The following is an 18783-nucleotide window of genomic DNA, read 5'->3' as shown; positions in this document are numbered from 1 at the left end:
GGGCGTTTCCTTATGATTTTCCGAAGTCGGGATCAGGCCGCTTCGTCGATGAAAATGTCTTCGATCTGCAGTTCGAACAGGCGGGCGATCTTGAAGGCCAGCGGCAGTGACGGATCGTATTTGCCGGTTTCAAGGGCATTGATGGTCTGGCGCGAGACGTTGAGCAGTTCAGCCAGATGGGCCTGTGACCAGTCACGCTCGGCGCGGAGAACCTTGAGGCGGTTATTCATAGGTGGCTCTCCTCATCGACGGCTGAACCACCACCACGCCCACGCAATGCTGTAGCCAATGATCAGCAACAGCATCAGTCCGAAGGCACCCGAAGCCGCATAGGCGACAGGGTCGGTGCGATGGTGAAGGGTCGGAACATCCCACTTTTCGGTTGCCGGGGCGAAAGAGAGGACAAACATCACCATGCCCACGGTCAAGGCGGCGGAACCGCCCCAGTACCACGACCATTTGTGGGCTTCTTGTGCAGCCTCGTCGATGGATTTCATCCAGTAGGCACCATAGACGAAACTGCCCAAAGACAGGACGACCGCAACCACCCCGATGATCCAGATGAAGCTCGGGCTCTCGACAGCAGTGAACTGCCCTGTCGCGTTGGCGTGGCCTTGGACGAATCCCAGAACGCCGCCGCCGATCAGCGCGATCAAAAAGAAAACGATCGCACTGAGGATGCGGCCTTTGGGAGTGGAAAACAGGCGACTGAGCATGGGGCCTCTCTATAAATGACAAGGACACTTTACAGACGCCATATCCGTCCTGTCAAGCACGCTTGTCATTTTTATCGGAGACCTGGCTAGCGTTTATAGATCGGCCATGTCCTCGGCATCCGGCGCTTCCAGAAGGGTTGAGGCGACCGGAGCATCCAGCACCTCGACACCGCGCAGGCGGCGCTCGACGGCGCGGGTGCGTTTGCCGGCCTCGTCCACGGTCTTGCGGGCGGTATCCAGCTGCTTGCCCAGCTTGTCCCAGACGTCGCCGTATTTCTGGAACTCGGCCTTGGCCGCGCCCAGAACCTGCCAGACCTCGCTGGAGCGTTTCTGGATGGCGAGGGTGCGGAAACCCATCTGCAGCGAATTGAGGAAGGCCGCGAGGTTCGATGGGCCCGCCACCATGACGCGGTGCTGGGTCTGGATTTCGCGGATCAGGCCGGGTCGGCGCGCGACCTCGGCATAGAGGCCCTCGGTCGGCAGGTACATGACGGCGAAGTCGGTCGAATAGGGCGGCTTGATATAGCTGTCCGAGATCGTCTTGGCCTGAAGGCGCACGGCGCGTTCCAGCTGTTTGGCAGCCGCGTCGATCTGGACCATGTCGCCGAGGTCCTGCGCGGTCAGCAAACGGTCGTAATCCTCGTGCGGGAATTTGGCGTCGATCGGCAGCAGGATCGGCTCGCCATCGCCCTGCCCCGGCATGCGGACGGCAAACTCGACGCGCTGGGCGGACGACGGGTCGATCTGGGTGTTGGAGACATATTGCTCCGGTGCCAGCATCTCTTCGAGGATGGCCCCCAGCTGCATCTCGCCCCAGCCGCCGCGCGTTTTGACATTGGTCAGTACGCGTTTGAGATCGCCCACGCCGCTGGCCAGAGACTGCATCTCGCCAAGGCCCTTGTGTACCGCTTCCAGACGGTCCGACACCTGTTTGAAGCTTTCGCCCAGGCGCTGCTCCAAGGTGCCCTGCAGCTTCTCCTCGACGGTGGCGCGCATTTTCTCCAGCTTTTCCTCGTTGTCCTTGCGCAGGGTTTCGAGGTTCTTGCCGACCGTGGCGCGGACCTTTTCCAGCTCAAGCGTCATGGCCTCGCGGCCTTCCTTCTGCTGGACCTGAAGGGCCTCTGACAGCTTGGCCACGGCCTGATTGGTTTCGCTCAGGCGCTTGCTCTGGGTTTCGGCCAGATCGCTGCCGGTCTTCTGCTGGATTTCGGCAAAGGCTGTCAGGCGGGTGTCGAAGCTGGCCGTCAGGGCCGACAGCTGCTGGCCCAGCTGGCCGGCATTGGCGGACAAAGCCTGCGCCAGCTCCTGACGCTGGGTGGCGGATTTGGAGTCGAACTCCAGGCGCATCTGGCCCAGTTCGCGGCGCAGGGCCGCCTCGACCATATCGGCCAGATCATCGGACATAGCCGCCGCCTCTGCCCGCTTGGCCGCTGTAAAGCCGAGAAAACCCAGCACAGCCGAAACCGCAGACAGAACCACAGCAACAACAAGAAGAATTTGAACCATTATAGACCGACCTCTAATCCCGTCCGGTCTGTATAGGGCGCTTAATACGTCAACAACGGACGCAATGGCAGGCTTCAGGCCGGACGGCGTGCCCGCAGGGCCTGCACGATCGTGCCATCGTCCAGCCAATCCAGCTCGCCGCCGACCGGAACGCCGCGCGCGAGACTGGTCACCTCGACACCGGCTGCCGCAAGTTTTTCCGACAGATAGTGCGCTGTGGTCTGACCGTCGACCGTGGCGGGCAAGGCCAGTACCACCTCGCGGACATCACCGGCCTTGGCACGACCGATCAACTCACCGACGCGAATCTGGTCAGGCCCGACACCATCGAGTGCCGACAGAAGCCCGCCCAGCACATGGTATTTGCCACGGAAGGCACCCGAGCGTTCCATCGCCCACAGTGCCCCGGCCTCCTCGACCACGCAGATGAGGGCATTGTCGCGGCTCTGGTCCGAACAGATCGCACAGGGGTTGCGCGTATCCGGCGCAGAACAGACCGAACAATTGACGACCTTTTCCGCCGTTTCCGCCAGAGAGGCCGCCAACGGCACAAGCAACTGCTCGCGCCGTTTGAGCAGGGCCAGCGCTGCACGACGCGCCGAACGTGGCCCCATGCCCGGCAGTTTTGCCAGCAGGGAAATGAGGCGCTCGATTTCCGGCCCTGCGGTTGCCGCCATCAGAACAGCTTCGGCATGCCCGGAATATTCATTCCGGCCATCGGACCCGTCGCGTCGCGCATCAGGGCATTGTTGATCTCGTCCAGCTTGCGTTTGGCATCGGCATGGGCGGCGACGATCAGATCGGACAGGATCTCGCCCTCGCCCGGAGCCATCAGGCTGTCGTCGATTTTGACGCCGGTCACTTCGCCCGGCCCTTTGAGGGTCACAGTCACCAGACCGCCACCCGAAGTGCCCTCGGCGGTGGATTCAGCCATCTTGGCCTGGGCCTCCTGCAGTTTCTCCTGCATGGCCTGAGCCTGTTTCATAAGTGCGCTAAGGTCTTTCATACCCCCCTAGATAAGGTGTTCCGCGGCGCGTCTCCAGTCCCTAACCGCGAAGAGGGAACCGGTAAAAAACTTGCGCTCTTCCTCTTGCATCTTTTGCCAAACCCGCTATCTGCAACAGCAGTTGTTCTAGTTAATTGATGGAGGCCACCTTGGCCTATGATAATTCGTACGATCGTAGCCAGCCGGTTGCCGACCAGGTTCTGGCGCAACTCTTCACCGACGCGCGCACCCGCAATGCATGGAGTGATCGTCCGGTCGGCGAGGACACGCTGAAGCAACTCTACGATCTGGTGAAGTTCGGACCCACCGCTGCCAACTCGACGCCTGCACGCTTTGTTTTCGTGACTTCGGAAGCGGGCAAGGACCGACTGGTCCCGCTGATGGATGGCGGCAACCAATCCAAGACCCGTCAGGCTCCGGTCGCGGTCATCGTCGGCTATGACGTGAACTTCCACGAAACCCTGCCGGAGCTGTTCCCGCACGCGCCGGGTGCCAGGGACTGGTTCCCGACCCGCGAGGGCCGCCGCGAGGTCGCGCACAAGAACGCCTCGCTGCAGGCCGGCTATCTGATCGCGGCTGCCCGTGCACTGGGGCTGGATGTCGGCCCGATGACCGGCTTCGACTTCGACGCCGTGAAGAAGGAGTTCTTCCCCGAAGGCGACGTCGAGGTGAACATGGTCATCAACCTCGGCTACGGCACCGACGAGAACCTGTTCCCGCGCTCTCCGCGCCTGCCGTTCGAGCGCGCCGCCCAGATCGTCTGACGCGCAGAACCGCCCGAAAAGAGAAAGGCCGCTTCCCTAGGGAGGCGGCCTTTTTCGTCAGCCATCGTCGTCGCTATGCGCTTCGGGATCATCGGGGATGGAGGGTGTCTCCACGGCAGGGGCCATAGTGCGGATGTCCTTGATCTCGGCACCGGGGAAAGCCGCCAGAAGGGAGACGATGAACGGGTCCGTCTCGACCGCCTGACGCTGGGCCGCCTTGGCCTTGTTGTGCTTCTCGATCATGGTCTCGCCGCCGCCCTGACCGTTGGCGGCGATAAGCCATGTACGACCCGTCCATTCCTTCAGACGCGACGACAGACGGCGTGCCAGATCGAAGGGCGCGCCCTCGACCGGCTCGTAGGTGATGGCGCCGGGCTTGAAGCTGACCGGACGCACGAAACGCTCTACATCCAGTTGCAGGGTGATTTCGCGCTTTTGACCGATCAGGGCGACCACCTGTTCGAAGGTCTGCGGATTGGGCAGTTTGGGGGCCTGAACCGGCTGGGGTTGCAGCATGGCCGAGGCCCCGCCTCCACCACCACCACTTCCACCGCCACGGGGACCGGCACCACCGCCAGGCAGTTGTCCGTCGCGGATCGACTTCAGCGCATCTTCCGGCGACGGCAGGTCCGCCGCATAGGCCAGACGCACAATGGCCATTTCCACCGCATCGGCAGGGTTGGGCGCGCGCCGCACCTCGTCCAGCGCCTTCAGCAGCATGGACCAGCTGCGCGACAGGGTGGCCGCCGAGATGGCCGCGCCCAGCGCCGTCAGCTTCTGCGCCTGGTCATTGGGCAGGCGCGTGGCGTTCGGGCCCAGCATCTTGGCGACCGAGGCCGCGTGGCAATGCTCCAGCAGGTCATTGGTGATCTGCACCGGATCGGCGCCATAGCCGTACAGGGTGCGGAAATTCTGGAGTGCCTCGGCAGTGCGGCCCGCCATGATGGATTCAAACAGGGCGATGGTCTGGGTGCGGTCGGCAAGGCCCAGCATGTCGCGCACCGTCTCGGCGGCGACCACCTCGCCCTTCTCGCCCTGGACCAGCGCCTGATCCAGCAGAGACAGGCCGTCACGGACCGAACCTTCGGCGGCGCGGGCGATCAGGGCCAGCGCCTCCTGCTCGATCTTCATGCCCTCGCGCTCGGCCACGCGGCCAAGATGGCCCGACAGAACGTCCGGCTCCACGCGGCGCAGGTCGAAACGCTGGCAGCGGGACAGGATGGTCACCGGAACCTTGCGGATCTCGGTCGTGGCGAAGATGAATTTGGCGTGGGGCGGCGGCTCTTCCAGCGTCTTNNACAGCATGTGCACTTCGTCGAGCACATAGACCTTGTAGCGGGCCTCGACCGGCGCATAGCGCACGCTCTCGATCAACTCGCGGATGTCGCCGACGCCCGTATTGGAGGCGGCGTCCATCTCGATCACGTCCATGTGCTGGCCGGACATGATCGCCTTGTCGTGGCGACCGTGGGCGGACAGTTCCAGCGAGGGACGGTCGATGGTGTCGGTTTCGTTGTTGAGTGCGCGGGCCAGAAGTCGGGCGGTCGTGGTCTTGCCCACCCCGCGCACGCCCGTCAGCATGAAGGCGTGGGCGATACGGCCGGTGGCGAAGGCATTGGTCAGGGTGCGGACCATGGCCTCCTGGCCGATCAGGTCCTCGAAGGTGCGCGGGCGGTATTTGCGCGCCAGCACCGTATAGGCTTCGCCCTCTTCCGCAGGCGCGACCTCGGCGGCGGGGGCCGCTTTTACAGGCTCGGGACTGGCTTCCGCAGCGGGTGCTGGGGCCGGCTCGGCCGGTGCGCCGAACATGTCGGATGTATTGGGATCACGCTCATGCGCCTCCTCTTCAGGGGCGTCCACGTCCCACGGGGGGCCATCAAGATTGTGATCGGTATCGCTCATGCCTCAAGTCATAGCGCGAAGGCGGCGGTTTTCGCACCCCCTTCGCGCATGACCGGATGAGGAATCTTACAGATCGCTCGGCAGCTGGCCGCCGTTGTCGCGGATCTTCTGGATGACCTGTTTGTGCAGCCAGATGTTCATGGTCGCGGTATCGGACTTGTCGCCGGTATAGCCCAGCTCGTCGGCCAGTTCCTTGCGCTCGGCCAGCGAGCTTTCCATGCCGACCAGCTTCATCAGGTCAACGATGGAGGTACGCCAGTTCAGCTTCTGGCTGCGCTGCTCGTTCATGAAGTCGAGGAGGCCCGCGACGTCCACGTCCTGGATCGAGGCCGGTTGCGGGGCAACCGCCGGAGCGGTCGGTGCCGGAGCCGGTGCCGGAGCCGCAGTGCCCGAAGCCGGGGCCGCGCCCGCAGCTTGATCCTTCTTTTTGAAGATGTTGCCGAAGATCTTACCAAGAACGCTCATATCGCGGTCCTTTTCAGTGTCTGAATGGACTCTCGAAGCGAACCGCGCGCCCGACGGTTCCGTCAAAGAGCGTATTATCGGGCACAAAAAAACGCCCGTTGGCACGGACGCTGGCAAAATCAGTCATTTGTAGAAGGGTGGAGACCGCACGACCCGAAGGTGAATTCGTTGTGGCTGCTGCCTTCCGGCCCTGACCAGGTTGGCGAAGCCTTCGCCCGCACGATCTCCGTCGCGGGATATGACCTGTGACGCACACGAAATCAAGAGCCGATCAGCCATTCCTGTTGGCGCAATGTCACCCTATGTAGCTGCACATGGTTCTGCAAAACACCTTCTCCGGAAATCCGCTCGACCGTTCGGGCGACCTTCGCAACGACGCCGAGTGGATCGCCAGCCAGCGCCGCCACCCCCGTGCCACCTGTCTGGTCCTGTGGGAAGGGCGCGTACTCGTTGAGCCGTTCGAGGACGGCGAACGCCTGGTCTGGCTGTCGTTCGAACATGCGCTGGATCTGGTGAAGGACCGCGACCTGTTTCTCGGTCTATGGAAAGACATTCCAGCCTTTGCCATCGAGTTCGAAGGCTCGATCGACCCGACCAGCGGCCCGTGCGAGCATATGGGCCGGTTTGTGGAGCTACGCGAGGCCGCGGCCATCCTGTCCGCACAGGAAGCCGCGATGGCCGGAGAAGCCAAGGTATTGTTCGACTGGCGGCGGCGTCACGGCTTTTGCTCGGCCTGCGGCAAGGCCACGGAACAGGCCTCCGGAGGCTGGCGCCGTGTGTGCCGGGCCTGTGGAACGGAACACTTCCCGCGCGTCGATCCCGTTGTGATCATGCTGCCGGTCTATAAGGGCGGTGACGAGCCTGTGGCCTTGCTGGGCCGACAGCCCCAATGGCCAAAAGGCCGCATGTCGGCCCTGGCCGGTTTCCTCGAACCCGCAGAGTCCATCGAGGAAGCCTGCGCCCGCGAGGTCAAGGAAGAAGCGGGCCTGACGGTCACCAGCGTGAAATATCACTCCAGCCAACCGTGGCCTTTCCCTTCCCAACTCATGGTCGGCCTGATCGCCGAGGTCGACAGCAATGAGGCGGTACCCGATCACTCGGAACTGGAGGCTGTCATATGGCTGACGCGGGCCGAAGCCCGCGCCCTCGTGGATGGCAGCCATCCCGATCTGATCGCGCCGCCGCCCTTTGCCATTGCCCACCAGCTGATCAGCAGCTGGGCCTACGGCGAGGATTGAGCCCTAGGCCCGAATGCTGAGGGCCACGGCGCGCGCGGCCTCCAGATCCTCGGCGTTATCGACCGAGACGGGTGCCTCTTCGATGATGCCCGTCCAGATCGTCATGCCCATTTCCAGCGCCCGCAGCTGTTCCAGCTTCTCACGCTGTTCCAGCGGCGACGGCGGGGCGGCGCAGAAACGCTTGAGCGCGTCGCGGCGATAGCCATAGATCCCGATGTGGTGCCAGATCGGCGCATCGCCATACAGAACCGAGCGGGTGAAATAGAGGGCGCGACCCGATTTGCCATCGGCATCCACGGCCACCACAGCCTTCACCACATCCGGATTGCTGCGCTCGTCCGGTCCGGTTTCGGCGGCCACAAGCGTGACAATGTCGGCCTCGGGCTGACGGGTCAAAAGCTCTGCACAGATTTTTGACAGGTCGGGCGAGGCAAACGGCATGTCGCCCTGCACATTGATCACAACATCGTGGCGACCTTCAGGGTCGAGCAAATCAGCCGCCACGCGGATACGATCCGATCCGCTGGGGAGAGACGGGTCGGTCAGCACAGCTTCGCCGCCAACAGCCCTTATCGCCTCGACAATTTCCGGATCACCCGCCGCCACGGCCACGCGAAAGCCCGATTTCATGGCCGCTTCCCAGGCCCTGACGATCATCGGCTTGCCCCCAATGTCCGCCAGCGGTTTGTTCGGCAAACGGGTCGCTGCCAAACGTGCGGGGATCAAAATCAGAGGTGTCATGGCCAGAAAGAAGTCCAGTTTCGCCCGACAATGTCGTCGGACAGGTTGATAAGGTCGCGCTAGCGTGTAAGAGACGCCAACGTAAGGAATACGCCTGAACGCCGCAATGCGGGCGGGGGGCTCATCTAGATACGGGATGCGACGACGCGCATGAGCGGCGATCTGAAGTTCAACAAGATTATGGGCGCGTGCCTGGGCACCGCCTTTGCGATCCTGGTGGTCCAACAGGTTTCGGGCGCGGTGTATCACACCAAGGCTCCGGAAAAGATGGGCTATTTCGTGGACGCTCCGGAAGAATCCGCAGGCGGCGAGGCTCCGGCCCTGCCCATCGATTGGGGTACGGTTCTCCCGGCCGCCGATCTGGCCGCCGGTGAAGCCGCCTTTGCGCGCTGCCAGGCCTGCCATACCGTCAACGCCGGTGGCGCTGCGGGCATTGGTCCGAATCTCTATGGCGTCGTGGGCGGTCCGGTGATGCACGCCTCGGGCTTTGCCTATTCGGACGCTATGGCCAAGCACAAGGCCGAGGCTCCGACCTGGGGCTACGACGAGATGGACAAGTTCCTGACCGCTCCGGGCCGCTATGTACCGGGCACCAAGATGTCCTTCGCCGGTATCCGTGACGAAGCCACCCGTATCAATCTGATCGCCTATCTGCGCTCGCAGGGCTCGACCGGTTTCGCCATTCCGGCTCCGGACCCAGCCCGCCAGCCGGGTGCCGAGGCTCCGGCCGAAGGCGAAGCCGCTGCCGAGACGGCTGAAGGGGCTGCTGCCACCGAAGCTACGGGTGACGCCGCTGCTGCCGATGCAGCCGCCACCCAGACCGCTCCGGCTGCACCCGCAGCCTGAGACCGGCTCCCTGCACAATAGAACAAGGGCGGCTCCCGATCAGGAGCCGCCCTTTTTCATGTCCGCAATGTCGGGAAAAGCCTGACTAGAAGGTCGGTCGGCGATAATGCGGTGACATCAGTCCGGCCTGACGGGCCTGTGACATCACATCAGACAGATCCGCTTCGACCACCTTGGCCGCATTGGCGCAGGCATGGATGACCCGACCGGCATCCACCACAAGGGCGGCATGGCCAACGGCGGCATCCTCACCGGAAATCCAAACGATGATGTCACCGGCTTCCAGCGCCGCAGGATCAACGGCGCGCCCGACAGCGGCCAGATCGACCGCGCGACGGGGCGCGGCACGCCCGCAGGCGAACAAGACCTGCTGGACCAGACCGATACCGTCCACGCTGGACGCGCGGGTACCGGCCTTTACCGGCGCATCGATGAGGCCACGCGCCACAGCCACGGCATCCGTTTCGAATGCGACGATTGAAACCAGTTCTGCCGTATCCAGCCCTGCCTCGGTGCCGGTCACCAGGGCGTTGAACGGATAAGCGCCGCCGTGCGAGCGCACACGATAGGACGGATCAGGCTTGCTGAATTTCAGAGCCGTTTCGGAAACCCATCCCACAGTGCCGTCTCTACGGCTGCGGCCATAGGCACGGCCACCACGGCGGAACAGAACCTCGAAGATTTCGCCATGCAGGATCTGGGACGCCAGACGGCCATCCTCGGCCAGTATATCCGCCACCGGATCGACTGCGTGGGACATCTCCAGCGACGCATAGCGAGGGGCCCGCGCAAGACCTTCGAGTGCCTGTTCAGCAAGGTCTGCACCCATCAGCCGTTCGCCGGGAGGGATCAGTTCTGGGATCAGGGTCAAACGCGCACTCGCGACGGACGCTAGAGGAATAACGAACCGCAACCCTACACCCGCTTTTGCGAAGGGGATGTTAACGCGGCGGGCCATTCGGACCCGCCGCGTCCGTCATCATTCGCCGAAGCGGCCCGACAGATAGTGGAACCACGCCCGCAGGGTCTGTGCCTCGCCCCCTTCGGGATAGCCGGGGCGGTTGCGCGGGTTCCACGCAAACACATCCATATGTGCCCACGATCCTGTCTGTGGCGCGAAGTTCTGAAGGAAGAGAGCCGCCGTCACCGAACCGGCCTGGGCCCATGCAGCACTGTCGTTGCGAAGGTCGGCGATCTCGCTGTCCAGCGCCGCGCGATAGCCCGACCACAGCGGCATACGCCACAGCGGATCGCTGACCGCCTGACTGGATGCCACCACGCCCTCGGCCAGAGCATCATCGGCAGTATAGAGCGGCGGCAGCTCGGGCCCCAGCGCGATGCGGGCCGCGCCCGTCAGGGTGGCAAAGTCTACCGTCAGTTCCGGCTCATGCTCGCCCGCCCGGGCCAGCACGTCGGCGAGGATCAGTCGGCCTTCGGCATCGGTATTGCCGATCTCGATGGTCAGGCCCTTGCGGCTGTTCAGGATATCGCCCGGACGGAAGGCATCGCCAGAGACCGCGTTCTCGACCGCGGCCACCAGCACAACGAGGCGCACCTTCAGGCCCGACTGCATCACCAGTCGCCCCAGCGACAGCGCATGGGCAGCCCCGCCCATATCCTTCTTCATATTGCGCATACCGGCCGCACCCTTCAGGTCCAGCCCGCCGGTATCGAACACCACACCCTTGCCCACCAAGGCCACCAGCGGCCAGTCGGTCTTGTCGAGGTTCCAGCCGATCTCGATCACCCGCGGTGCGCGGTGCGGTGCCGCCGCGCGGCCCACGGCATGCACAGCCGGATAATTGTCTTCCAGAAGTTGGTCCCCGATGGTGACCTTCAGCGTCGCTCCGCCTTCCTCGGCGATTTCGCGGGCCAAGGTTTCCAGCTGCAACGGGCCCATATCCTGTGCGGGCGTATCGACCATTTCACGTGTCAGCTGGCAGGCCGACACAATGCGCTCCACCGCCTCTGCATCGATCCCTTCGGGCGCGACCAGACGCGGGCGCTGGCGACCCTCGGACGATTTGTAGCGGTCGAAGACATAGCTGCCGAGACCAAAGGCGATCGCGGCCACTTCTGCCTTGTCGGCGGGAAGGTTCTCGATCTTCCAGTCACCGTCAGGCAGGCGCCCCGCAAGGCTGCGGATGGCCGCCGGGTCAAAATCCTTCGCCACGCCGAACAAGGCACCGGCGACATCGCCATCCGCCCCCGGCACCAGAAGCAACTGCCCGGGCTTGCCCTTGAAGCCATTGACCCTGGCCCACGCCTCCTCCCTGCCTTCCAGTACGGTCTGGGTGTCGACCAAACGCACGGGGCGCGCCTGATCGGACGGCAGTTTCAAAAAGTCGCGGGGTTTGGCAGTCATAGAACTTCTCTTTCGCCCTTAACGGGCATTAACCAGACCTTAGCGCCGAACGTCGCAACATCAATCGACGAACCTTCGGAACCTATCTTCATGTCGCGCACACGCTGCCTTGCTGCAACCATAAGCCTGATCATGGGCCTGCCGCTCGCCAGCGGCGCCCTGGCCCAGACCGTGCCCGAAGCTGTCGCGCCCCGCCTGCCGGCAGATGCCGCAACCCGGGCTGCCTATGATCGCACCGACGCCCTCAGCCGTTCGGTTTTCTGGGGCAACGAACACGCCATCAATCCGATGGACCCGGTTGCGGGCGTAAAGATGGCGCAGGCCTTGCGCGAACTGGGCCAGTTCGACCGCGCCGCCGAGACCGCCGAGGCCGTGGTGACCGCCCAGCCCAACAATCTCGAAGCCATGCTGGAGATCGGTCGCGCCCACATCGCCCGCGGTCAGGCTTTTTACGGCATCAATGCATTGGAGCGTGCGCGCGAGATCGCGCCGCGGGACTGGCGCCCCCTGTCCTTGCTGGGCGTCGCCTATCAACAGGTTCGAAGGGCCGATGATGCCAATGCAGCATGGCATGCCGGTCTGTCCATTTCGCCCGATCAGCCTGAAATCCTGACCAATATGGCCATTGCCCGCATGGGCGCGGGCAATCTGGTGGAAGCCGAAAACTATCTGCGCCGCGCCGCAGCCCAGCCGGGGGCATCGCTTCAGGTACGGCAGAATCTGGCATTGGCACTGGGGCTACAGGGCAAGACCGCCGAGGCCGAAACCATACTGAGACGTGATCTGCCGCCAGAGACGGTGGACCACAATCTGGCGTGGCTGGCGCGTCGAACCGAGGAAATGCGCAGCACCGTTCAACCCGCCCAGCCGGCACAATCTTCGCCCACTGCGCGAAGCTGGGATTCCCTGAACCGCTGATTGGCCGAAAGGCGAATGGCTGCGGCTTCATTTTTGAGGCGTGAAGGCCTATCTCTGTTTCCGTGATCGACGACCTTTACAGCGCCCGTATCCTGTCGCTTGCGGCCAACCTGCCGCACGCAGGACGGCTGCCTGCGCCCGAGGGCACGGGAGAGAAGGTCGCCAAGCTGTGCGGATCAAAAGCCATCGTTGATGTCGTCATCGACGATCAGGGCCGCGTCACCGACTTTGCCCAAGAAGTCAAAGCCTGCGCCCTTGGCCAAGCCGGTGCCGGTGTCGTCGGCGAGGCCGCCATCGGGGCCACCGAGCCCGAGATCGAGGCCGCCCGCGATGCCATGCTGGCCATGCTGAAGTCCGGCGGCGAAGGCCCGACGGGCCGTTTCGAAGGTCTTCGTATCCTGAAACAGGTGGCCGACTATCCGGCCCGCCACGCCTCTTCGATGGTTGCCATAGAGGCCCTGCTGGAGGCTGTCCGGCAGGCGCTGAAACACCACACCGATACACGAACTAACATCGCCGGTGCGGCGTGAGACGTGCGCGGGTTGAAACCCCTCCGGTTAAGGGGGATAAGCCCAGCAACCATTCTCAGCAGCCCCCGGCGAAGGGACAAATGTCTCTCTACGAACGCGGCGTCCGATTGGCCCATCGGGGCTATAAGGTCACGCTGTCACCCCTGATCGGCCAGCAGTGCCGCTTCCTTCCGACTTGTTCGGACTATGGACGCGACGCCCTGATCCAGCACGGTCCGGTTCGCGGGGGGTGGCTGACTGTACGCCGTCTCTGTAAATGCCATCCATTCGGCGGGTCGGGTTACGACCCCGTCCCTCCAGTTAAGACCAAACGATGATCAACCTTACCTTCCCAGACGGCGCCGTCCGCCAATACCCCGCCGGTTCGACGGGCTTTGATGTCGCCAGCTCCATTTCTCCGTCGCTGGCCAAGAAGGCCGCCCTTGTCGTGTGGAACGGCGAGCAGCGCGACCTGCACCGCGAGATCGAGGGCGACGGCGAATTCCGCCTGCTGATGCGCGATGACCCCGAGGCGCTGGAAACCATCCGTCACGACGCCGCCCACGTGCTGGCGCAGGCCGTGCAGGAGCTGTTCCCGGGCACGCAGGTCACCATCGGCCCGTCGATCGAAGACGGCTTCTATTACGACTTCGCCCGTGACGAGCCCTTCTCGACCGACGACTTCCCGAAGATCGAGAAGAAGATGGCCGAGATCATCGATCGCGGTGCCAAGCTGGAACGTCAGGTCTGGAACCGTGACGAGGCCATTGCCCACTTCGAAAAGATCGGCGAAAGCTATAAGGCCGAGCTGATCCGCGACCTGCCGGAAACGGAAACCATCACCGTCTACAAGCAAGGCGAATGGGCCGACCTGTGCCGTGGTCCGCACTTCCCCTCGACCAAATTCGTGGGCAAGGCCTTCAAGCTGACCAAGCTGGCCGGTGCCTATTGGCGCGGTGACAGCAACAAGGCGCAGCTTCAGCGCATCTACGGCACCGCATGGGCCACCAAGGAAGACCTGGACGCCTATCTGCAACGCATCGAGGAAGCCGAAAAGCGCGACCACCGCAAGCTGGGCCGCTCGATGGAGCTCTTCCACATGCAGGAAGAGGGCCGCGGCATGGTCTTCTGGCACCCCAAGGGCTGGGTCCTGTGGCGCGTGCTGGAAGCCTATATGCGCCGCCGTCTGGACGCCGCAGGCTATGTCGAGGTGAAGACCCCGCAGGTTCTGGATCGTAAGTTCTGGGAAGCCTCGGGCCACTGGGACAAGTACCGCGCCAACATGTTCGTCTGCGAGACGGTCGAGGGTGAAACCCTCAGCCTGAAGCCGATGAACTGCCCGGGCCACGTCCAGATCTTCGACCAAGGCCAGCGTTCGTATCGCGAACTGCCGCTGCGTATGGCCGAGTTCGGTGCCTGCCACCGCTATGAGCCGTCGGGCTCGCTGCACGGCCTGATGCGCGTGCGCGGCTTTACGCAAGACGACGCCCACATCTTCTGCCGCGAAGACCAGATCGTCGAAGAAACCGCCAACTTCATCAAGCTGGCCCGCTCGGTCCACGCCGACCTCGGCATGGAAACCAAATACATCTCGCTGGGCACCCGTCCGGAACTGCGTGCCGGTACCGAGGAGTTCTGGGACAAGGCCGAGGCCCAGATGGCCGAAGCCGCCCGCGCCGCGGGCACCGAGCCGGTCATCACCGAGGGCGACGGTGCCTTCTACGCGCCGAAGCTGGACTTCATCGTCAAGGACGCCATCGGCCGTGAATGGACCTGCGGCACGATCCAGCTGGACTATGTCCTGCCGGAACGTCTGGATGCGACCTACATTGCCGAAGACGGCCAGAAGCACCGTCCGGTCATGCTGCACCGCGCGATCCTCGGGTCGTTCGAGCGCTTCATCGGCATCATGATCGAAAACTACGCCGGTGCCTTCCCGCTGTGGCTGGCCCCGACGCAGGCCGTGGTGACCACCATCACCTCGGATGCCGACGGCTATGCCGAGGAAGTTCTCGCCAAGTTCAAGGCCGCTGGCCTGCGCACCGAGATCGACCTGCGCAACGAGAAGATCAACTACAAGATCCGCGAGCACTCGGTGAACAAGGTGCCGGTCATCGCCGTCGTCGGCCGCAAGGAAGCCGAAGAAGGCAAGGTCGCCATCCGCCGCCTCGGCTCTCAGGCCCAAACGATCGTCACGATCGAAGAAGCCATCGCCATGCTGACCGACGAAGCGCTGGCACCGGACCTGAAGCGCGCCCGCGACGGTGTCGAACACAACGTCTAAGGCCCGCTAAAGCCCGAATACAGAAAAGCCGCCGAGGGAAACCCCGGCGGCTTTTTCTCTGTCCATTGCTGGACCTTCTTCCGATTTTCGGAACTGGGAAGCAGCGCGCCGGTTGTGAATGCTCAGTTCGGGGGAGCATCGAAAGGAAGCCCCATGGCCGAGAAGACCCTTGAGAACCTATTTCACGACACCCTGCGCGACATCTATTACGCCGAACGCAAGATCCTGAAATCCTTACCCAAGATGGCTCGTGCGGCTCAGCATCCCAAGCTGAAAGCGGCTTTCGAAAAGCATAAGGAAGAAACCGAAGGCCAGATCGAGCGTCTCGAAAAGGTCTTCGAAATCATCGGCAAGAACCCTCGTGGCAAGACCTGCGACGCCATCGAGGGCATCCTGGCCGAGGGTGACGAGATCGCCGAGGAATACAAAGACAACCCAGCCTTGGATGCGGGCCTTCTGGCCGCCGCACAGGCCGTCGAGCATTACGAGATTACCCGCTACGGCACGCTGAAGCGCTGGGCCAATGTGCTGGGGCTCAAGGACGCAGCCCAGCTGCTGGACGAGACCTTGCAGGAAGAGTCCAAGACGGACGATGACCTGACAGTCATCGCCGATGCGGCCGTCAACGCCGACGCCATGAAGCCCAAGGGCTAAACCCATCAGAAACACAAAAGCCGCCGAGGGAAACCCCGGCGGCTTTTTCTGTGTCCGTCACATTGAATACGCCACCTGCCGCCAGAGGCTGCACTGCCCCTCAAGTCGCGAGCCTACGCGAGGCGAGCACAGGCCGCGTCGGGTCGAGAAGGCGGAAGCCTTCTGACCGCGGCCAACCTAGATATGAATGGCGTGGCCCAGAGCGCGCAGGGATGCCTCGTGGAAGGCTTCGCCGAGCGTCGGGTGGACGTGGATGGTGCCGGCGACGTCTTCCAGCACGGCGCCCATTTCCAGCATCTGGGCGAAGCTGTTGGACAGTTCGCTGACGTGCTGGCCGACGGCCTGAATGCCCAGCAGGCGGTGATCGGTCTTGTCGGCGATCACGCGCACGAAGCCGCCGTCCTCGCCTGCCTCAATGGCAAGGGCGCGGCCGATGGCGGCAAACGGGAAGACGGCCTGAATGACATCGTCACGGCCTTCAACGTCCGAGACGCCCAGACCCGCCGAGACGATTTCCGGCTCGGTGAAGCAGACGGCGGCGATGGTCGTCGGGTCAAAGCGCTTGTTGTGACCCGCGATGATCTCGGCCACGACCTCGCCCTGTGCCGAGCCCTTGTGCGCCAGCATCGGCTCGCCCGTCAGGTCACCGATGGCCCAGACATTCTTCATCGAGGTGGCGCAGCGGTCGTCGATCTTCACGAACGGGCCGTCCATGGCCACGCCCATATTCTCCAGACCCCAGCCCGTGGTGCGGGCACGGCGGCCCACGGTCACCAGCACCTTGTCGGCGGCCAGTTGCAGCGGATTGCCGTCCTTGTCCGTGACGTTCAGCTTGCCGTCACCGAAACCTCCGGCGCGGGCACCGAGGTAAAGCTCGACGCCGTGACGCTCCAGCCATTTGGCGACCGGATCGGTCAGAGCCTTGTCATAGAGCGGCAGGATGCGGTCTGCCATTTCAACAATGGCGACCTCGGCCCCCAGCTTGCGGTAGGCGATACCCAGTTCCAGACCGATATAGCCGCCGCCGACGACGACCAGCTTTTTCGGCACTTCCGGCAGGCTCAGCGCCTCGGTCGAGGAAATCACGTCGCCGCCGAACGGCAGGAACGGCAGTTCGACAGGCTCCGAACCGGTGGCCAAAATGACGTGCTCGGCGGTGATGCGAATGTCGCCATCCTCGGTCGCCACAATGCAGGTCTTGGCATCCGAGAAGGTGGCCCAGCCCTTGATGACCTTGACCTTGGCCTTCTTCAGCAGGGCCGAAACCCCACCGTTCAGCTTCTTGACGATGCCGTCCTTCCACTCGACCGTCTTCTTCAGGTCGATGGCAGGCGCAGACGCGGTGATGCCCAGCGTGCTAGCGTCAGACGCGGCCTTGGCCACGGTCTCATACTTGCCCGCCGCATGGATGATGGCCTTGGACGGGATACAGCCCACGTTCAGGCAGGTGCCGCCGAGACCAGCGGACGCATCCACCAGCACGGTCTCCAGACCCAGCTGCCCGCAACGGATACCGGCCACATAGCCGCCCGTGCCCGCGCCAATGATCAGGACTTTGGTTTTCAGGTTCTGGGTCATCAGTCAGGTTTCTTTCGACGCGCGTCTAATATTTCGTTTGCAATCCGTTGTTGATCCAGCTCGCCAGAGAAGAAAATGGCTCGCCATTCATCCTCAGAAAATTCCGTAACTGCATCAAAGGCTGCGCCATTAAGCGAGTAGGTAGACCAAATACGAATGCCACCATCATCGAGACGTCTATTTTTGCAGGCGACCGTTCTGCCATCTGGTCTCCTGCCATAGATCCACACACCCATCGTATTCGGATCACCGAAAGCACCAAACTTGTGCACAGTCCGAATGTTCCGAATGCTCGAGTGCATCGCATCACATCCAAAGCGTCGCCGGATTTTCCAGCAGGTTTTTGATCTTCTGTACGAAGACAGCCGCGTCGTGGCCGTCGACGATACGGTGATCGAAGCTGGAGGACAGGTTCATCATCTTGCGCACGACCATCTGGCCGTCCTTGACCACCACACGCTCGGCGATCTTGTTCGGACCGATGATGGCGACTTCCGGATGGTTGATGATAGGGGTGTGCACCACACCGCCCAGCGTACCCAGCGAGGTGATGGTGATGGTCGAACCCGAAAGCTCCTCGCGCTTGGCCGAACCGTCCTTGGCGGCTCCCGAGACGCGGGCGATTTCAAGGGCGGTGTCATAGGCATCGCGCGCCTCGGCGTGGCGGACCACCGGCACCATCAAGCCATTCGGCGTCTGGGCGGCAATGCCCAGATGCACGGCGGCGTGCTGGGTCAGGATACCCGCCTCGTCGTCATAGTGGGCGTTGATCTGCGGCTGGTCCTTCAGGGCCACGACAATGGCGCGGGCGATGAAGGGCAGGACGTTGAGCTTCGGCTTACCGGTGCCCTTGTTCTGGGCGTTCAGGTGGGCACGCAGCTCTTCCAGAGCCGTCATGTCGATCTCTTCCACATAGGTGATGTGGGGGATGCGACGGACGCTCTCGGCCATCTTTTCTGCGATCTTGCGGCGCAGGCCGATGATCTTTACCTCGGTCGTGCCCTCGGCCTTGGCGAACTGCGAAACCGTACCACCGACGACCGGAGCGACAGCACCACCGCGAGCCACGAAGGCATCAAGGTCGGCATGCTCGATACGGCCAGCAGGGCCCGAGCCCGGCACGAACACCAGGTCGATACCCAGATCACGCGCGCGCTGGCGCACGGCCGGAGACGCCAGCGGACGCTCGCCCGGCTTGCGACCCGTCAGGGCCGGAACGGGCTTGGCATCGGCTTTCGGTGCAGACTTAGGCGCCGGAGCGGCCTTCGGAGCCTCGACCTTGACCGGAGCG

General features: G+C 63.3%; 21 protein-coding genes and 1 other RNA gene. 8 read left to right on the top strand and 14 right to left on the bottom strand.

Annotated features, from left to right (window positions below; genetic code table 11):
* Nucleotides 1–32: 32 nt before the first annotated feature.
* The 5 genes from B3H86_RS00325 to B3H86_RS00305 all read right to left on the bottom strand — a co-directional run bounded on the left by B3H86_RS00325 (nucleotide 33) and on the right by B3H86_RS00305 (nucleotide 3228).
* Nucleotides 33–230 (bottom strand): helix-turn-helix transcriptional regulator, encoded by a 198-nt coding sequence (locus tag B3H86_RS00325; protein ID WP_292050554.1) that lies wholly within the window; start codon nucleotides 228–230, stop codon nucleotides 33–35.
* 12 nt (nucleotides 231–242) lie between these two features.
* Entirely contained in the window at nucleotides 243–716 is a 474-nt protein-coding gene (locus tag B3H86_RS00320) for a hypothetical protein (protein WP_292050553.1), read from the bottom strand.
* Between the two features lie 93 nt (nucleotides 717–809).
* Nucleotides 810–2222 carry a DNA recombination protein RmuC gene (gene rmuC / locus B3H86_RS00315; RefSeq protein ID WP_292050552.1) on the bottom strand — a complete coding sequence of 471 codons (1413 nt, stop codon included), beginning with the start codon at nucleotides 2220–2222 and terminating at the stop codon, nucleotides 810–812.
* Between the two features lie 74 nt (nucleotides 2223–2296).
* Entirely contained in the window at nucleotides 2297–2899 is a 603-nt protein-coding gene (gene recR / locus B3H86_RS00310; RefSeq protein WP_242912911.1) for a recombination mediator RecR, read from the bottom strand.
* A complete protein-coding gene (locus B3H86_RS00305; protein WP_292050547.1) occupies nucleotides 2899–3228 on the bottom strand; it encodes a YbaB/EbfC family nucleoid-associated protein in 330 nt (109 codons plus the stop codon). The genes recR and B3H86_RS00305 overlap by 1 nt, the downstream gene beginning before the upstream one ends.
* A 137-nt stretch (nucleotides 3229–3365) precedes the next feature.
* On the opposite strand from B3H86_RS00305, the gene B3H86_RS00300 reads away from it, so the two are divergent.
* Complete coding sequence (locus B3H86_RS00300) at nucleotides 3366–3992, top strand: malonic semialdehyde reductase (RefSeq protein ID WP_292050546.1); 627 nt, start codon at nucleotides 3366–3368, stop codon at nucleotides 3990–3992.
* A gap of 57 nt (nucleotides 3993–4049) precedes the next feature.
* On the opposite strand, the gene B3H86_RS00295 is transcribed toward B3H86_RS00300, so the two are convergent.
* From B3H86_RS00295 to ffs, 3 genes are all read right to left on the bottom strand, one after another.
* On the bottom strand, nucleotides 4050–5894 hold the full coding sequence (locus B3H86_RS00295; RefSeq protein ID WP_292050545.1) for a DNA polymerase III subunit gamma/tau: 1845 nt from the start codon (nucleotides 5892–5894) through the stop codon (nucleotides 4050–4052).
* A 66-nt stretch (nucleotides 5895–5960) separates the two neighbouring features.
* A complete protein-coding gene (locus B3H86_RS00290) occupies nucleotides 5961–6359 on the bottom strand; it encodes a DUF3597 domain-containing protein (RefSeq protein ID WP_292050543.1) in 399 nt (132 codons plus the stop codon).
* A gap of 133 nt (nucleotides 6360–6492) precedes the next feature.
* Nucleotides 6493–6590, bottom strand: an RNA gene (ffs, locus tag B3H86_RS00285) — signal recognition particle sRNA small type.
* Between the two features lie 83 nt (nucleotides 6591–6673).
* On the opposite strand from ffs, the gene nudC reads away from it, so the two are divergent.
* A complete protein-coding gene (gene nudC, locus B3H86_RS00280) occupies nucleotides 6674–7597 on the top strand; it encodes an NAD(+) diphosphatase (RefSeq protein WP_292050541.1) in 924 nt (307 codons plus the stop codon).
* 3 nt (nucleotides 7598–7600) lie between these two features.
* Here the strand turns inward: nudC and B3H86_RS00275 are convergent, their stop codons facing one another.
* Nucleotides 7601–8338, bottom strand: a complete 738-nt coding sequence (locus B3H86_RS00275; RefSeq protein ID WP_292050539.1) for a 3-deoxy-manno-octulosonate cytidylyltransferase — start codon at nucleotides 8336–8338, stop codon at nucleotides 7601–7603.
* Nucleotides 8339–8488: 150 nt separating this feature from the next.
* Between B3H86_RS00275 and B3H86_RS00270 the strand changes: the two genes are divergently transcribed.
* The gene (locus tag B3H86_RS00270; RefSeq protein ID WP_292050537.1) at nucleotides 8489–9184 is read left to right on the top strand and encodes a c-type cytochrome; all 696 of its coding nucleotides are present in this window, start codon (nucleotides 8489–8491) and stop codon (nucleotides 9182–9184) included.
* Between the two features lie 85 nt (nucleotides 9185–9269).
* Here B3H86_RS00270 and B3H86_RS00265 read toward each other — a convergent pair whose 3' ends face one another.
* Together B3H86_RS00265 and B3H86_RS00260 are read right to left on the bottom strand one after the other, a co-directional pair.
* The gene (locus tag B3H86_RS00265; RefSeq protein WP_292050536.1) at nucleotides 9270–10055 is read right to left on the bottom strand and encodes a C40 family peptidase; all 786 of its coding nucleotides are present in this window, start codon (nucleotides 10053–10055) and stop codon (nucleotides 9270–9272) included.
* A gap of 108 nt (nucleotides 10056–10163) precedes the next feature.
* Nucleotides 10164–11549, bottom strand: coding sequence for a leucyl aminopeptidase family protein (locus tag B3H86_RS00260; protein ID WP_292050535.1), 1386 nt, complete (start codon nucleotides 11547–11549; stop codon nucleotides 10164–10166).
* A gap of 90 nt (nucleotides 11550–11639) precedes the next feature.
* On the opposite strand from B3H86_RS00260, the gene B3H86_RS00255 reads away from it, so the two are divergent.
* The 5 genes from B3H86_RS00255 (at nucleotide 11640) to B3H86_RS00235 (ending at nucleotide 15914) form a co-directional block, all read left to right on the top strand.
* Entirely contained in the window at nucleotides 11640–12467 is an 828-nt protein-coding gene (locus B3H86_RS00255) for a tetratricopeptide repeat protein (protein WP_292050533.1), read from the top strand.
* 62 nt (nucleotides 12468–12529) lie between these two features.
* A complete protein-coding gene (locus B3H86_RS00250; protein WP_292050532.1) occupies nucleotides 12530–12997 on the top strand; it encodes an iron-sulfur cluster assembly scaffold protein in 468 nt (155 codons plus the stop codon).
* An 80-nt stretch (nucleotides 12998–13077) separates the two neighbouring features.
* On the top strand, nucleotides 13078–13314 hold the full coding sequence (gene yidD / locus B3H86_RS00245) for a membrane protein insertion efficiency factor YidD (RefSeq protein WP_292050530.1): 237 nt from the start codon (nucleotides 13078–13080) through the stop codon (nucleotides 13312–13314).
* Nucleotides 13311–15260, top strand: coding sequence for a threonine--tRNA ligase (gene thrS, locus B3H86_RS00240; protein WP_292050529.1), 1950 nt, complete (start codon nucleotides 13311–13313; stop codon nucleotides 15258–15260). Before yidD ends, thrS begins: the two co-directional genes overlap by 4 nt.
* Nucleotides 15261–15413: 153 nt before the next feature.
* Nucleotides 15414–15914: a ferritin-like domain-containing protein gene (locus B3H86_RS00235; RefSeq protein ID WP_292050528.1), complete on the top strand. Its 501-nt coding sequence runs from the start codon at nucleotides 15414–15416 to the stop codon at nucleotides 15912–15914.
* Between the two features lie 177 nt (nucleotides 15915–16091).
* Here the strand turns inward: B3H86_RS00235 and lpdA are convergent, their stop codons facing one another.
* The 3 genes from lpdA to B3H86_RS00220 all read right to left on the bottom strand — a co-directional run.
* On the bottom strand, nucleotides 16092–17492 hold the full coding sequence (gene lpdA / locus B3H86_RS00230; protein WP_292050527.1) for a dihydrolipoyl dehydrogenase: 1401 nt from the start codon (nucleotides 17490–17492) through the stop codon (nucleotides 16092–16094).
* On the bottom strand, nucleotides 17492–17764 hold the full coding sequence (locus tag B3H86_RS00225) for a hypothetical protein (protein ID WP_292050526.1): 273 nt from the start codon (nucleotides 17762–17764) through the stop codon (nucleotides 17492–17494). Before B3H86_RS00225 ends, lpdA begins: the two co-directional genes overlap by 1 nt.
* A gap of 34 nt (nucleotides 17765–17798) precedes the next feature.
* Nucleotides 17799–18783, bottom strand: a 985-nt coding sequence (locus tag B3H86_RS00220) for a dihydrolipoamide acetyltransferase family protein (protein WP_292050523.1), incomplete at its 5' end; no start/stop codon positions are given.

The sequence above is a fragment of the Brevundimonas sp. UBA5866 genome, from assembly GCF_002432125.1.
Classification (GTDB): Bacteria; Pseudomonadota; Alphaproteobacteria; order Caulobacterales; family Caulobacteraceae; genus Brevundimonas.
The sequence above is the reverse complement of the archived record's forward strand: the minus strand, read 5'-3'. Positions and strand labels throughout refer to the sequence as shown.

Excerpts from the sequence above, each read along its gene's own strand:
- B3H86_RS00325 (WP_292050554.1), bottom strand. The coding sequence starts at position 230 with ATGAATAACCGCCTCAAGGTTCTCCGCGCCGAGCGTGACTGGTCACAG.
- B3H86_RS00320 (WP_292050553.1), bottom strand. The coding sequence starts at position 716 with ATGCTCAGTCGCCTGTTTTCCACTCCCAAAGGCCGCATCCTCAGTGCG.
- rmuC (WP_292050552.1), bottom strand. The coding sequence starts at position 2,222 with ATGGTTCAAATTCTTCTTGTTGTTGCTGTGGTTCTGTCTGCGGTTTCG.
- recR (WP_242912911.1), bottom strand. The coding sequence starts at position 2,899 with ATGGCGGCAACCGCAGGGCCGGAAATCGAGCGCCTCATTTCCCTGCTG.
- B3H86_RS00305 (WP_292050547.1), bottom strand. The coding sequence starts at position 3,228 with ATGAAAGACCTTAGCGCACTTATGAAACAGGCTCAGGCCATGCAGGAG.
- B3H86_RS00300 (WP_292050546.1), top strand. The coding sequence starts at position 3,366 with ATGGAGGCCACCTTGGCCTATGATAATTCGTACGATCGTAGCCAGCCG.
- B3H86_RS00290 (WP_292050543.1), bottom strand. The coding sequence starts at position 6,359 with ATGAGCGTTCTTGGTAAGATCTTCGGCAACATCTTCAAAAAGAAGGAT.
- nudC (WP_292050541.1), top strand. The coding sequence starts at position 6,674 with ATGGTTCTGCAAAACACCTTCTCCGGAAATCCGCTCGACCGTTCGGGC.
- B3H86_RS00275 (WP_292050539.1), bottom strand. The coding sequence starts at position 8,338 with ATGACACCTCTGATTTTGATCCCCGCACGTTTGGCAGCGACCCGTTTG.
- B3H86_RS00270 (WP_292050537.1), top strand. The coding sequence starts at position 8,489 with ATGAGCGGCGATCTGAAGTTCAACAAGATTATGGGCGCGTGCCTGGGC.
- B3H86_RS00260 (WP_292050535.1), bottom strand. The coding sequence starts at position 11,549 with ATGACTGCCAAACCCCGCGACTTTTTGAAACTGCCGTCCGATCAGGCG.
- B3H86_RS00255 (WP_292050533.1), top strand. The coding sequence starts at position 11,640 with ATGTCGCGCACACGCTGCCTTGCTGCAACCATAAGCCTGATCATGGGC.
- yidD (WP_292050530.1), top strand. The coding sequence starts at position 13,078 with ATGTCTCTCTACGAACGCGGCGTCCGATTGGCCCATCGGGGCTATAAG.
- thrS (WP_292050529.1), top strand. The coding sequence starts at position 13,311 with ATGATCAACCTTACCTTCCCAGACGGCGCCGTCCGCCAATACCCCGCC.
- B3H86_RS00235 (WP_292050528.1), top strand. The coding sequence starts at position 15,414 with ATGGCCGAGAAGACCCTTGAGAACCTATTTCACGACACCCTGCGCGAC.
- lpdA (WP_292050527.1), bottom strand. The coding sequence starts at position 17,492 with ATGACCCAGAACCTGAAAACCAAAGTCCTGATCATTGGCGCGGGCACG.